This is a genomic window from Paenarthrobacter sp. AMU7, assembly GCF_041200195.1.
In the GTDB taxonomy this organism is placed as follows: domain Bacteria; phylum Actinomycetota; class Actinomycetes; order Actinomycetales; family Micrococcaceae; genus Arthrobacter.
In genome coordinates this window covers 3,234,020-3,248,798 of sequence record NZ_CP165735.1, presented here as the reverse complement: position 1 = coordinate 3,248,798, position 14,779 = coordinate 3,234,020, and the positions used below count along the sequence as shown (strand labels likewise).

The window sequence follows — 14,779 nt, the reverse complement described above, 5'->3', positions numbered from 1 at the left end:
TGAATTGTGGGGGCTGGACATCATAGCGGCAAGGGGAAGAGCTGGGATGTCCCACGTCAGTTGTTTGCGCTAGCCGTTAGGCTTGTACCCATGTGTGGAATCGTAGGCTATGTTGGCAATTCGTCTCGCAAGGCAGCTGGTCACAGCGCCCTTGACGTCGTCGTGGAAGGGCTGCGTCGTCTTGAGTACCGCGGCTATGACTCTGCAGGCGTCGCAGTGGTGGCTGACGGGGCAATCTCGTCCCGTAAAAAGTCCGGCAAACTGAGCAACCTGATCAGTGAACTGGAAGCAAATCCAGTACCTGAATCCCTGACCGGCATCGGCCATACCCGTTGGGCCACCCACGGCGGACCGACCGACCGCAACGCGCACCCGCACCTCTCTGACGGCGGCCGCCTTGCACTTATTCACAACGGCATCATCGAGAACTTCGCAGAGCTCAAGCAGGAACTGCTGGCCAAGGGCGTTACCTTCGAGTCCGAAACCGACACCGAGGTTGCCGCCGCGCTGGTTGGCGACATCTTCCGCACCCAGCTCAACGGCGACGGCGGAAACCTCACCGAAGCGATGCGCCTGGCCTGCCAGCGACTCGAAGGTGCTTTCACCCTTCTTGCAGTCCACGCAGACCAGCCCGACGTCGTCGTAGCTGCCCGCCGCAACTCCCCGCTGGTGGTTGGCCTGGGCGAAGGCGAGAACTTCCTTGGCTCCGACGTCTCCGGCTTCATCGACTACACCCGTCGTGCCGTGGAACTGGGCCAGGACCAGATCGTCACCATCACCGCGGACTCCGTGGAGATCACCGACTTCTTCGGCGCTCCCGCCGAAGGCAAGGAATACCACGTTGACTGGGACCCGGCATCTGCCGAAAAGGGTGGCTTCAACTCCTTCATGGAGAAGGAAATCCACGACCAGCCTGACGCCGTTGCGCAGACCCTCCTGGGCCGCTCGGATCTTGATGGCAAGCTGACCCTGGACGAGGTCCGCATCGATCCGGAGCTCCTCAAGCAGGTTGACAAGATCATCGTGCTCGCTTGCGGCACCGCGGCGTACGCCGGCCTGGTTGCCAAGTACGCAATCGAGAACTGGTGCCGCATCCCCACGGAGGTGGAGCTCGCCCACGAGTTCCGCTACCGCGATCCGATCGTCGACTCCAACACGCTGGTGGTTTCCATCAGCCAGTCCGGTGAGACCATGGACACGCTGATGGCCGTCCGCTACGCCCGTGAACAGGGTGCCAAGACGATCTCAATCTGCAATACCAACGGTTCCACCATCCCGCGCGAATCCGACGCCGTGCTCTACACGCACGCCGGTCCGGAAATCGCGGTGGCCTCCACCAAGGCATTCCTGGCGCAGATTACTGCCGCCTACCTGCTGGGCCTTTACCTGGCTCAGCTGCGCGGCAACATCTTCTCCGGCCAGATCAAGGACGTCCTCGCGGACCTCAACAAGATCCCGGCCAAGATCCAGAAAATCCTGGACAACGCAGGCCCCCTGCGCGAGCTCGCCCGCAGCATGAAGGACGAAAAGTCCGTGCTGTTCCTGGGCCGCCACGTCGGCTACCCGGTTGCCCTCGAAGGTGCTTTGAAGCTCAAGGAAATCGCGTACATCCACGCTGAAGGCTTCGCCGCCGGTGAGCTCAAGCACGGTCCGATCGCCCTGATCGACGACGGCCAGCCGGTCTTCGTTGTGGTGCCGTCTCCGCGCGGCCGCGACTCCCTGCACTCCAAGGTGGTCAGCAACATCCAGGAAGTCCGTGCACGTGGTGCCCGTACCCTGGTGATCGCTGAAGAAGGCGACGAGTCGGTCAAGGACTATGCAGAGCATGTGTTCTACGTACCTGAAACGCCCACGCTGCTGATGCCGTTGCTCACTACCGTTCCGCTGCAGATCTTCGCTGCTGAACTGGCCGGAGCCAAGGGCTATGACGTGGATCAGCCGCGTAACCTCGCCAAGAGCGTGACCGTAGAATAACGCCATGATTGTTGGCATTGGCGTAGACGTCGTAGACATCGAACGGTTCGGCCGGCAGCTGGAACGGACGCCCGGACTCCGGGACCGCCTGTTTGTTCCTGCCGAACGGGAACTCAACACCCGCTCCTTGGCCGCACGTTTTGCGGCCAAGGAAGCCGTGGCCAAGGTCTTGGGTGCTCCCGCGGGCATGAACTGGCAGGACTGCTGGATCGGTCTCGATGAGAACGGTCCTACAGTCCAGGTCAAGGGAACTGTGCTGGCAGTGGCCGAGGCCAAGGGCGTCAAGCGCTGGCACCTGTCCATGAGCCACGACGGCGGCATCGCTACGGCGACTGTCCTCGCCGAGGGCTAGACGGACTCTCAACAGCAATGATCAGCGCCTTCACCGGACAACAGATCAGGGATGCGGAACAACCGCTCCTTGACGCCGGTGAGGGCGCTGTTCTTATGCAACGGGCAGCGTTCGGGCTGGCCCAAGCCGTGGTGCGCGAGGTCAAAACCCGGCGCAGCCTGGCGGGTGCCAGCGTGACTGTCCTGACAGGCCAGGGCAACAACGGCGGGGACGGTCTCTTCGCCGCGGCCCTGCTGGCCCGCCGGGGGATGCGAACGACGGCGGTACTCGCCTCGGCTGAAGTACACCCGGAGGCGTTGGCTGCTTTTGCCGCAGCCAACGGGAGGACCTTGTACCTCGAACCCGGGAATGCTGAAGAACTCGCGGTCCTGTGCGCCGCCGGCGATGTGGTCATCGATGCCCTGCTCGGGACGGGTGCGCGTGGGGGCCTGCGTGGCCCTTCAGCGGAACTGGTTGCGTGCCTCCAGGAACTGCGTCCACGGTTGGTAGTGGCCTGTGATCTCCCCAGCGGCCTGGACGCCAACAGCGGCGAAGTTCACTGGCCGGTGCTGGAAGCAGATGTCACAGTCACCTTTGGAGGCGTGAAGGCAGGGCTGATGACCGATCCCGGTGAGGGCAGTGCCGGGCGGGTGCACGTGGTGGAGATCGGCATCGAAGGATCGCTAACGTCCCAGCAGCCGGAGCTCCGCCGCCTCACCTCCCAGGATGTAGGGGCAGTACTGCCCCATCCTGGCCGCCGGGCACACAAATACTCCCGGGGTGTCCTGGGCGTCGTAGCCGGTTCGGTTCGGTTCCCCGGTGCTGCTGTTCTGGGTGTTCATGCCGCAGCCCTCGCAGGAGCGGGGATGGTGCGCTACGCCGGGCCCCAAACGGTGGGACAGTTGGTGCTCGCCCAAACCCCCGAAGCCCTCTGGGAACCCGATGAACCCGGCCGCGTCCAGGCGTGGTTGCTGGGCTCGGGCGTTGCTGGGGAAGAGCAGCTGGAGCGCGCGAGGGACGCTGCTGCGGCTGCCTTGGCCGCCGATGTGCCGGTGGTGGTGGATGCTGGTGCACTCAGCCTCCTTCCGGAGCGCTGTCCGCCCCATTGGATACTGACGCCACACGCTGGAGAACTGGCTACGCTTCTGGACTCCCTTCCCTCCACGGGGGAGGTAGCTGTGACCCGTGATGACGTGGAGTCGCGTCCGTTGCATTTCGCACGGCAGGCCGCCGAACAAACGGGCGCCACCGTGCTCCTGAAGGGAGCCACCACACTGGTGGCGTCGCCGTCGGGCGTTGTTTTCAGCCAATCCGAGGGCACCGCGTGGATGGCGACTGCGGGAAGCGGGGATGTCCTGGGGGGAGTGCTGGGCGCGTTGCTGGCGCAGAGCGCGGAAACGATCAAGGACGACGACGGCGCCTATGCCGGCTTGGGACTGGACGTTGCCGACCGCTGGGCTGCTGTGGCGGCTGTTGCGGCGAGCGTCCATGGACGCGCGGGAACGGCAGCGTCCGCGGAATTGGCCGGCGGCCCCATTACAGCGTCGGCGATCATGGCAGCGGTACCAGGCGTCATCGGTTCGCTCAACGCGGAATGCGACCGTCCAAGACCCTAAGGTTACTGTCCGTGTCATGGGTCATGAGTAGGCTTGCAGCAGTTGTTCGCATCATCAAGAGGAGAACGCATGGAAGTCTGGCCTGGATCGGCTTATCCGCTGGGTGCCACCTTTGACGGCACCGGCACCAACTTCGCGCTGTTCAGCGAGAAGGCCGAAAGAGTAGAGTTGTGCCTCTTTGACGACGACGGCGGGGAAGTCCGCGTGGAAGTCACCGAGGTGGATGGTTACGTATGGCACTGCTACCTTCCGCAGGTTCAGCCGGGGCAAAAGTACGGTTACCGTGTGCACGGGCCATACGACCCCGACGCCGGTCAGCGCTTCAACCCCAACAAGTTGCTGCTGGATCCTTACGCCAAGGCCATCCACCGGCAGATCGACTGGGACCCGGCGCTGTTCTCGTACAACCTGGGGGACCCGGACTCCCGCAATGATGAGGACTCCGCACCGCACATGATGCTGGGCGTCGTCATCAACCCGTTCTTTGACTGGGACGGAGACAAGCTTCTGCGGATTCCGTACCACAAGTCGGTCATTTACGAGGCCCACGTTAAGGGCTTGACGCAGATGCACCCGGAGGTACCCGAAGAACAGCGTGGTACTTATGCCGGGGTGGCCCACCCTGCGGTCATCTCGCACCTGCAGAAACTGGGAATCACCGCCATTGAACTGATGCCGGTGCACCAGTTCGTCAACGACGGCATTCTGCAGGACAAGGGCCTGAACAACTACTGGGGCTACAACACCATTGGTTTCTTTGCGCCCCACAACAGCTACAGCTCCAAGGGCGATACCGGCCAGCAGGTCCAGGACTTCAAGGCCATGGTGCGTGCCCTGCACACGGCGGGCATCGAAGTCATCCTGGACGTGGTGTACAACCACACGGCAGAGGGCAACCACCTGGGACCCACGTTGTCCTTCAAGGGGATTGACAACTCCGCGTACTACCGCCTGGTGGAAGACGACCAGAAGTACTACATGGACTACACCGGCACGGGAAACTCGCTGAATGTCCGGAGCCCGCACTCCCTTCAACTGCTCATGGACTCCCTGCGGTACTGGGTGACCGAGATGCACGTGGACGGTTTCCGGTTCGACCTCGCGTCCACGCTGGCCCGCGAGTTCTACGACGTCGACAAGCTTTCAACCTTCTTCGAACTCATCCAGCAGGATCCGGTGGTTTCCCAGGTGAAGCTCATCGCCGAGCCGTGGGACGTTGGTCCCGGCGGCTACCAGGTGGGTAACTTCCCGCCGCAGTGGACCGAATGGAACGGCCAGTACCGCGATACTGTCCGCGACTTCTGGCGCGGGGAACCGTCCACCTTGGGTGAATTCGCGTCCCGGTTGACCGGCTCCGCAGATCTTTATGAGCACTCGGGCCGCCGTCCGGTGGCATCGATCAACTTCGTCACGGCCCACGATGGCTTCACCCTGGCCGACCTCGTTTCCTATAACGAAAAACATAATGAGGCCAATGGCGAAGACAACAACGACGGCGAATCCCACAACCGCTCGTGGAACTGCGGCACCGAAGGACCCACCGAGGACCCCACAGTCCTGGGCCTGAGGGCGCGCCAACAGCGCAACTTCATCGCCACGCTGTTCCTCTCGCAAGGTGTACCCATGCTGCTCCACGGCGACGAGCTCGGCAGGACACAGCGCGGCAACAACAACGGCTACTGCCAGGACTCTGAACTGACGTGGATCAACTGGGAGAACGTGGACCAGCCGCTCATCGAGTTCACCGCTGCCGTGTGCGCACTGCGTGCCAAGCACCCCAGCCTTCGACGAAGCCGGTTCTTTGATGGACGCCCGGTGCTCCGAGGCGAAGGCGAACGTCTGCCGGACATCGTATGGTTGGACGCTGACGCGAGCACCATGAGTCCCTCGGATTGGGATGAAGCGCTGGGACGCTCCGTTGGTGTTTTCCTGAACGGCGATGGCATTCATGGCCGTGATAACCAAGGACGGCGCATTACCGACGTCAACTTCCTGCTCTACTTCAACGCGGATCAGGACGAGGTAGGCTTCCGGATTCCCTCGGATGAATACGCACCGGCATGGGATGTCATGATCGACACCGCCGGAGAAGGTGCCGAGGCGGGTGTCGTCAAGCCGGACCAGATCCTCATGGTCGGTGCCAAGTCCCTGGTAGTACTGCGTGCGCACAGCACTCCCGAGATAGAGCCTGACCACTCCGTGGCAGCATCACTGGCTGCGCTGACCCAGACGAGCACTCCGGAAACGGCGTCCATGACGGCTCCTGCTGTGACGTCGCTGCCCTTCGACTACAAGGGAGACGCCCCGGCCGGCGAGGAGTCCGGAGCAACGAAGAAGGCGGATTCATGAGGACTCCCGTCTCGACGTACCGGCTCCAGATCCGGCCAGGACTGACACTTCAGGACGCGGCGGAGCTCACGGGCTACCTGCGGACCCTCGGGGTGGACTGGGTCTATCTCTCGCCCATCCTGACCGCGGAGGAGGGATCGGATCACGGCTATGACGTCACCGATCCCTCCACCGTGGATCCCTCACGCGGTGGTCCCGAGGGGCTCGCTGCACTTTCAAAGGCGGCCCGGGAACAGGGCTTGGGCATTTTGGCCGACATTGTGCCCAACCACATGGGCGTAGCCTCGGCCGGGCAGAATGCCTGGTGGTGGCAGCTCCTGAAGGAAGGACCCGGGTCCAAGTACGCCGAGGCCTTCGACGTCGATTGGGATTTCGGTGGCGGGAAAATCCGTATTCCGGTCCTGGGTAGCGATGAGGACCTGGAGCAACTCACTGTGGTGGACAGTGAACTGCACTATTACGATCACCGTTTTCCCTTGGCCGAGGGCACCTTTGCCCCTGGTGACAGCCCCCAGGACGTCCACGCCCGGCAGCACTATCAGCTCATCGGCTGGCGCAGGGCCGACGCCGAACTGAACTACCGCCGGTTCTTCGCTGTGAATACCCTCGCTGGTGTCCGGGTGGAGATCCCATGGGTCTTCGACGAGTCCCATGAAGAGATCGTCCGGTGGTTCCGTGAGGAACTGGTGGATGGGCTCAGGATCGACCATCCGGACGGCCTGGCGGATCCCGAGGGCTATCTGGCCAGGCTGCGGGAAGCAACGGGCGGCGCGTACCTGCTTGTCGAGAAAATCCTGGAGCCGGGGGAGCAGTTGCCGGACACCTTCGACTGCGAAGGCACCACCGGTTATGACGCCCTCGCTGACGTGGACCGGCTTTTCGTGGACCCCGCAGCGGAGGAATCCCTCGATTCCCTCGACGCCAGGCTTCGGGATGCGGATGCCCCGGCGGACTACGAGGAGATGATCCACGGGACCAAGCGCCGTATTGCGGATGGCATCCTGCGGTCAGAGATTCTGAGGCTCGCACGCCTGGTGCCTCCTTCCATGGACTTGCCGGCGGACAAGGTGGCCGATGCCATCGCGGAAGTCATTTGCTGCTTCCCGATCTACCGCACCTACCTCCCGTACGGTCAGGACGTCCTGGTGGAATCCATCCGCCATGCCGCGGAAAACCGTGCAGACCTCAAGGCGGTATTGGAAGACCTGACGCCGCTGCTGCTCGATTCCACCGGCGCCTTGGCCCGGCGTTTCCAGCAGACCTCCGGCATGGTGATGGCCAAGGGTGTGGAGGACACAGCCTTCTTCCGCTACACCCGTCTGGGTACCCTCACCGAGGTAGGGGCCGATCCCACCGAATTCGCCGTGTCCAGCGGGGTCTTCCATGAGCGCATGGCCCGCCGCCAGCAGGTCCTGCCGTTGTCCATGACCACGCTGAGCACCCATGACACCAAGCGAAGCGAGGACGCCCGGGCGCGTATATCGGTCATTTCCGAGGCCGTCCCGGAGTGGGAACTCTTCTTGGGGACAGTGCAGGAGTTGGCCCCGATTCCGGACGGCCCGTTGGCCGCGCTGGTGTGGCAGTCAATTGTTGGTGCGTGGCCGGCAGACCGCGGACGTCTTCAGTCGTATGCCCTGAAGGCGGCGCGCGAGGCCGGTAACTCGACAAATTGGACCGACCCTAACCAGGACTTCGAGCGCCACTTGGCTGCCGCCGTCGACTCTGTCTTTGATGTGCCGGAGGTTGCAGCGGCGCTGGCCAACTTTGTCGCTGAGCTCGAACCGTACGGGACGTCCAACTCGTTGTCGGCCAAGTTGGTCCAGCTGACCATGCCCGGGGTTCCTGACGTCTACCAGGGCACGGAATTCCGCGACGGCTCCCTGACTGATCCTGACAACAGGCGGCCCGTTGACTTCCAGGCCCGTATGACTGCCTTGGCGGAGCTGGACAACGGCGCTGCGCCACTGTTCACCGATGAGGCAGCCAAGCTGCTGGTAGTGTCCCGTGCGCTGCGGTTGCGGCGCGATCGGCCTGAGCTCTTCGGCGGATACCTGCCGGTGGTCGCACAAGGTGCGGCCGCAGATCACGTAGTGGCCTTCGACCGCGGAGCTGATCGGCGCGGTGCCCTCACCGTTGCCACCCGACTGCCCAAGCGGCTTGCGCGGGAAGGCGGCTGGCGGGACACAATCATCGAATTGTCCGTCAACGCCCGGGACGAACTCACCGGACAGACATACAGTGCCGGCACTGTCCACTTGGCCACGTTGTTGGAGCAGTACCCCGTGGCACTGCTGGTGCCTACGGACTGATCCCCACCACCGCAAACCATCACTGCAACGCACGCTTGAACACGCATAAGGGAGCATGATGCTGGAGCACGCTGCTGGAAAAAACCGCTACGACGTCTGGGCGCCGAACGCCGACTCGGTCCGGCTTGTTGCCGATGGACGTGAGTACCCCATGGAACACCACGACGCCGCCGCCCCGGGCTGGTGGCGGGCGCCGGCTGATGTGGCTGGCCAGGAAAGTGACGGTGTACCGTACGGGTACATCGTGGACGGAGAGGGTCCGTTCCCTGATCCGCGCTCGCGGAGGCAGCCGGACGGAGTGCACGAGTTGTCCGCCACGTTCGATCCCTCCATCCATGAGTGGCAGGACTCGGCTTGGAAGGGACGGCTGCTCAAGGGAGCCGTCATCTATGAACTTCACCTGGGTACCTTTACACCGGAAGGAACGCTGGATGCCGCCGCTGCCAAGCTGGACTACTTGGTGGACCTTGGCGTGGACTTCATCGAGTTGCTTCCGGTCAACGGTTTCAACGGTGTCCACAATTGGGGCTACGACGGAGTGCTTTGGTACGCCGTCCATGAGCCCTACGGCGGCCCGGCGGCGTACCAGCGATTCGTGGACGCCGCGCATGCTGCCGGCTTGGGCGTCATCCAGGATGTCGTCTACAACCACCTTGGACCCAGCGGAAACTACCTGCCCAAGTTCGGCCCCTACCTGAAATCAGGGGAGGGAAATACGTGGGGTGACTCCGTCAACCTGGATGGCCCAGGCTCAGACGACGTCCGGCGCTACATCCTGGAGAACGCGGCGATGTGGCTCCGTGACTACCATGTGGACGGTCTCCGCCTCGATGCCGTCCACGCGCTGCGTGACGAACGGGCCGTCCACATTCTGGAGGAGTTCGGGGCTCTGGGCGATCAGATCGAGGCCGAGACGGGAATTCCCCGGACTTTGATCGCTGAGTCGGACTTGAACAACCCGCGCCTCATATATCCACGCAAGGACAACGGCTACGGACTTGATGGGCAGTGGAGCGACGATTTCCACCACGCCGTTCACGTCAACCTGAGCGGGGAAACCACCGGCTACTACGCGGACTTCGATTCACTGGCGGTCCTGGCCAAGGTGCTGGAGCATGGATTCCTTCACGATGGCAGTTACTCCAGCTTCCGCGGACGGCACCACGGCCGGCCCATCCGCAGGGATCTGGCGCACCCGTCAGCTTTGGTTGTCTGCCTCCAGAACCACGACCAAATCGGCAACCGCGCCATCGGTGACCGCCTCACCGCGTCGCTGTCCTATGGGAAGCTGGCCATCGGTGCTGTGCTGACCATGACATCTCCATTTACGCCCATGCTCTTCATGGGCGAGGAATTCGGTGCGTCTACGCCGTGGCAGTTCTTCACCTCCCATCCGGAGCCCGAGCTCGGGAAGGCTACCGCAGAGGGCCGCATCAAGGAGTTCGAACGCATGGGGTGGGACCCCGCGGTGGTGCCGGACCCACAGGACCCGGAAACCTTCCTCCGGTCCAAACTCAAGTGGGAAGAAGCCGGCGAGGGAAACCATGCACGCCTGCTCCAGCTGTACAAGGATTTAGCACAGCTGCGCCGAAACACCCCCGAGTTGGTGGACGGTGGCTTCGGCAGCACAGTGGTGGAATACGACGACGACGAACACTGGCTGCAGATCTCCCGCGGCACTGTCCGGGTGGTGTGCAACTTCGGTGACGAGGCACTCGGGACACCCCTCAGCGGCTCCATATTGTTGGCCACCGACCATGAAGCAGTCCTCGATGAGGGAACACTGACGCTTCCCGGCGGGAGCGCCGCCGTCGTGCGCGTCAACTAAGCCATACACAATCCGGGGTGACGGCGCCCACATGGCGGACACCGCCGTCACCCTGGATTGTGCAGTGGCAGGATGGTACGTATGACTTATTCGGCCGCGGAAAACCGCTACGAAACCATGCCCTACCGCCGCGTCGGACGCAGTGGACTCAAGCTCCCCGCCATCTCCTTGGGACTCTGGCACAACTTCGGCGATGACAAACGTTTTGACGAACAGCGTGCCATCCTGCGCCGCGCCTTCGATCTCGGTGTCAACCACTTCGACCTCGCCAACAATTACGGACCGCCGGATGGCTCAGCCGAGACCAACTTCGGGCGCCACCTGAAGGATGATTTCAAGCCGTACCGTGACGAACTGGTCATCTCCACCAAAGCCGGTTACTACATGTGGCCCGGCCCGTACGGCGAGTGGGGATCCCGCAAATACCTGATTTCCAGCCTGGACCAGTCGCTGGAGCGCATGGGCCTGGACTATGTGGATATTTTCTACAGCCACCGTCCCGACCCCGAGACTCCGCTGGAAGAAACAATGGGTGCCTTGGACTACGCTGTCCGATCAGGCAAGGCGCTCTACGCCGGCATCTCCTCCTACACCCCGGAGCAGACCCTTGAAGCTGCCCGGATCCTCAAGGAGCTCGGAACCCCGCTGCTCATCCACCAGCCCAGCTACTCCATGCTGAACCGCTGGACGGAGAACGGCACGCCCAATCTCTACGAGGCACTGGACCAAGTAGGCGCCGGTTCCATCGCGTTCTCGCCCCTCGCCCAAGGAATGCTCACCAACCGCTACCTCAACGGCGTACCGGCCGATTCACGGGCCGCCAAGGAGCGGTTCCTGTCCGAAGCACAGCTGACCGAGGAGAAGCTGGACCGGGTCCGGGGATTGAACGCCATCGCCGAAGGTCGCGGGCAGACGCTGGCCCAGATGGCCATCGCCTGGATCCTGCGCGACCAGCCGAAGGGCTCGCCGGTGACCTCCGCATTGGTGGGTGCCTCAAGCGTGGCCCAGTTGGAGGACACGCTCAGTGCCATCAACAACCTGAAGTTCACCACTGATGAGCTGACGGCGATCGACGAGTTCGCTGTGGAGTCGGACATCAACCGGTGGGCCCAGAAGTAGCCTCGGAAGTTTCGCCATAAAACAGCAGGGGCCGGCCGGGAACAAAGCCGGCCCCTGCTGTGTTGGTTACAATGCAAGAGTGCGCCGAATGGCGCCGTGCCAATCAGTCGTGCCCTGGACTCAGTCAGGGCTGCGCCTGGCACATGAGGTTTAGTTCTCAAAAGGAGTTCCGTGTCTTCACATCCGATTCGTGTTGCCATTGTCGGCGTAGGTAACTGCGCCGCATCGCTGGTCCAAGGTGTTCAGTACTATCGCGACGCTGACCCCAAGGCCACGATCCCGGGTCTGATGCACGTCGAGTTCGGCCAGTACCACGTCAACGACGTCCAGTTCGTTGCTGCTTTCGACGTCGACAGCAAGAAGGTTGGACTGGACCTGGCCGACGCCATCGGCGCCAGCGAAAATAACACCATCAAGATCGCCGACGTCCCCGCCACTGGTGTCACCGTCCAGCGCGGCCACACCCTGGACGGCCTGGGCAAGTACTACCGCGAGACTATTGTTGAGGCACCGGACGAAACCGTGGACATCGTCGCAGCGCTGCGCGAGGCCAAGGCTGACGTCATGGTTTGCTACCTGCCCGTCGGTTCGGACCAGGCTGCAAAGTTCTACGCCCAGTGCGCCATCGACGCCGGTGTTGCGTTCGTGAACGCACTCCCGGTCTTCATCGCCGGAACCAAGGAGTGGGCTGACAAGTTCACTGAGGCCGGTGTCCCGATCGTGGGCGATGACATCAAGAGCCAGATCGGTGCCACCATCACGCACCGTGTCATGGCCAAGCTCTTCGAAGACCGCGGCGTTACGCTGGACCGCACGTACCAGCTGAATGTCGGTGGCAACATGGACTTCAAGAACATGCTGGAGCGCGATCGTCTCGAATCCAAGAAGATCTCCAAGACCCAGGCTGTGACCTCCAATGTTGAGGCCGAGCTGCACGCCGATGACGTCCACATTGGGCCGTCCGACTACGTTGCCTGGCTCGATGACCGCAAGTGGGCCTTCGTCCGCCTCGAAGGCCGCAACTTCGGTGATGCCCCGGTGTCCCTCGAATACAAGCTCGAGGTTTGGGATTCCCCGAACTCCGCAGGTGTCATCATCGACGCCATCCGTGCCGCCAAGATCGGCCTGGACCGCGGCATCGGCGGCCCGCTGCTGTCTGCTTCCAGCTACTTCATGAAGTCCCCGCCGGAGCAGTTCAACGACGACCTCGCCCGCGAGAAGGTTGAGGCTTTCATCCGCGGCGACATCGAGCGCTAAACACCTCTGTCACACCAAACGCCCCCGTATCCGATACGGGGGCGTTTGCCATTCTCCGAACCTTCTCTCACATCCCTCGGGTTTCGGGTGGATGCTCGCTCACATCCCTCGGGTTTGGTGCGGACGCTCGCTCACTTTTCTCAAAAGAGTGAGAGAGCGCTGGCCGGAAGGGCGCGGGATGTGAGAGAGCGTTGGCCGGAAGGGCGTGGGATGTGAGAGAGCGTTGGTTGGGAGGGCGTGGGATGTGAGAGAGCGTTGGTCGGAAGGGCGTGGGATGTGAGAGAACGTTAGAAGAGGCCGGTGGGTTGTCCTTCGACGTCCACGTCCATGCGCATCGCGGCCGGCTCCTTGGGCAGTCCGGGCATGGTCATGACAGCGCCGGTCAACGCGACAATGAACCCGGCGCCGGTCTTGGGGATCAGCTCGCGGACGTGCACGGTGAATCCCTTGGGCGCCCCCAGCCGGGAGGCATCGTCCGTGAAGGAATACTGTGTCTTGGCCATGCAGACGGGGAAGTCGGACCAACCGTTCTTTTCGATCTCCGCGAGGCGTTTCAGGGCGGGAACCGAGAACTCGACGCCGTCGGCCCCGTAGATCTCCTGCACGATGGTCCTGATCTTGTTCTCCACAGGGATTTCCAGCGGGTAGAGGTGGTGGAAATCGGAGGGCGCGTCAAGCGCAGCTGCGACCTTGGCAGCGAGGTCGTCACCGCCGTCGCCTCCGCCGCCCCGGCCCCAGACATCGGCGACGGCGGCTTCAACACCTTCCGCGGCGCACCAGGCGAGCAGCCACTCCAGTTCCTCGGGGGTGTCCGTGCCGAACTTGTTGATGGAGACAATGGGGGAGATGCCGAACTTGGCGACGTTCCGGACGTGTCTCCGGAGGTTCTCCACCCCGGCGGCCACGGCTTCGACGTTCGGTCGGCTGAGTTGGTCCTTGGGGACCCCGCCCTGCATCTTGAGGGCCCTGATGGTCGCAACCACCACGACGGCGGATGGCGCCACCGCGGCGATTCTCGCCTTGATGTCCATGTACTTTTCGGCGCCGAGGTCTGCTCCGAATCCCGCTTCGGTGACCACGATGTCTGCGAGTTGCATGGCCGTGCTGGTGGCGATCAACGAGTTGCAGCCGTGGGCGATGTTCGCGAACGGGCCACCATGGACCAAAGCCGGTGTCCCGGCGATGGTCTGGACGAGGTTGGGCTTGATGGCGTCCTTCAACAGCATGGTCAGGGCACCCTCAACGCCGAGGTCGGCAACGGTGACCGGCGCGCGATCGTAGGTGTAGCCGAAGGTGATCCGACCCAGCCGCGAGCGGAGATCGTCCAAGTCCGTGGCCAGGCAGAAGACCGCCATGATTTCGGACGCGACAGTGATGTCGAAGCCATCCTGCCGGGGCACGCCCTGCACAGGCCCGCCGAGGCCGATGACTACTTCCCGCAGGGCACGGTCGTTCATGTCCAGCACGCGTTTGAAGGTCATGCGGCGGGGATCGATACCGAGTTCGTTGCCTTGGAAAATATGGTTGTCCACCAGTGCCATGAGGGCGTTGTTGGCGGAAGTGATCGCATGGAAGTCGCCGGTGAAGTGCAGGTTGATGTCATCCATCGGCAACACCTGCGAGTAACCACCGCCAGTGGCTCCGCCCTTCATGCCCAGGATGGGACCCAAGGATGGCTCGCGCAGGGCGATCATCACTTTGTGTCCCGCGCGTGCCAGCGAGTCTGCGAGCCCCACGGTGGTGGTGGACTTCCCTTCACCCGCCGGGGTGGGGGACATGGCAGACACCAGGACCACCTTGCCAGGTACTGTGCGTGCCGGGAGGACCAGCTTGGCTGGATTGATCTTGGCCTTATAGGGCCCATACAACTCAAGGGCATCCACTGTGATGCCCGCGCGTTGGGCGATGTCCACAATGGGCAGGATGGTGGCGTTGCGGGCAATTTCAAGATCAGACATGACCTTGTTCTCAGACATCGTTGTCCTTCGGCTGGGTG

The 14,779-nt window shown here is 62.9% G+C and carries 9 protein-coding genes; 8 read left to right on the top strand and 1 reads right to left on the bottom strand.

Going from position 1 to position 14,779, the window contains the following annotated elements; translation table 11 throughout:
- The first annotated feature begins 90 nt into the window (after positions 1-90).
- The 8 genes from glmS to ABQM86_RS14875 all read left to right on the top strand — a co-directional run bounded on the left by glmS (position 91) and on the right by ABQM86_RS14875 (position 12,783).
- A complete protein-coding gene (gene glmS / locus ABQM86_RS14910; protein WP_207594215.1) occupies positions 91-1,974 on the top strand; it encodes a glutamine--fructose-6-phosphate transaminase (isomerizing) in 1,884 nt (627 codons plus the stop codon).
- Positions 1,975-1,978: 4 nt separating this feature from the next.
- Complete coding sequence (locus tag ABQM86_RS14905) at positions 1,979-2,326, top strand: holo-ACP synthase (RefSeq protein WP_011775548.1); 348 nt, start codon at positions 1,979-1,981, stop codon at positions 2,324-2,326.
- A 17-nt stretch (positions 2,327-2,343) separates the two neighbouring features.
- Positions 2,344-3,921 (top strand): NAD(P)H-hydrate epimerase, encoded by a 1,578-nt coding sequence (locus ABQM86_RS14900; protein WP_369744797.1) that lies wholly within the window; start codon positions 2,344-2,346, stop codon positions 3,919-3,921.
- Positions 3,922-3,990: 69 nt separating this feature from the next.
- Positions 3,991-6,270: a glycogen debranching protein GlgX gene (gene glgX / locus ABQM86_RS14895; protein WP_369744796.1), complete on the top strand. Its 2,280-nt coding sequence runs from the start codon at positions 3,991-3,993 to the stop codon at positions 6,268-6,270.
- Positions 6,267-8,579, top strand: coding sequence for a malto-oligosyltrehalose synthase (gene treY / locus ABQM86_RS14890; protein ID WP_369744795.1), 2,313 nt, complete (start codon positions 6,267-6,269; stop codon positions 8,577-8,579). The genes glgX and treY overlap by 4 nt, the downstream gene beginning before the upstream one ends.
- Positions 8,580-8,637: 58 nt before the next feature.
- Positions 8,638-10,407 (top strand): malto-oligosyltrehalose trehalohydrolase, encoded by a 1,770-nt coding sequence (gene treZ / locus ABQM86_RS14885; RefSeq protein WP_369746677.1) that lies wholly within the window; start codon positions 8,638-8,640, stop codon positions 10,405-10,407.
- Between the two features lie 81 nt (positions 10,408-10,488).
- The gene (gene mgrA, locus ABQM86_RS14880; RefSeq protein WP_207594211.1) at positions 10,489-11,526 is read left to right on the top strand and encodes an L-glyceraldehyde 3-phosphate reductase; all 1,038 of its coding nucleotides are present in this window, start codon (positions 10,489-10,491) and stop codon (positions 11,524-11,526) included.
- Between the two features lie 171 nt (positions 11,527-11,697).
- The gene (locus ABQM86_RS14875; protein ID WP_207594210.1) at positions 11,698-12,783 is read left to right on the top strand and encodes an inositol-3-phosphate synthase; all 1,086 of its coding nucleotides are present in this window, start codon (positions 11,698-11,700) and stop codon (positions 12,781-12,783) included.
- Between the two features lie 287 nt (positions 12,784-13,070).
- Here the strand turns inward: ABQM86_RS14875 and ABQM86_RS14870 are convergent, their stop codons facing one another.
- A complete protein-coding gene (locus tag ABQM86_RS14870) occupies positions 13,071-14,759 on the bottom strand; it encodes a formate--tetrahydrofolate ligase (RefSeq protein ID WP_369744794.1) in 1,689 nt (562 codons plus the stop codon).
- Positions 14,760-14,779: the final 20 nt, after the last annotated feature.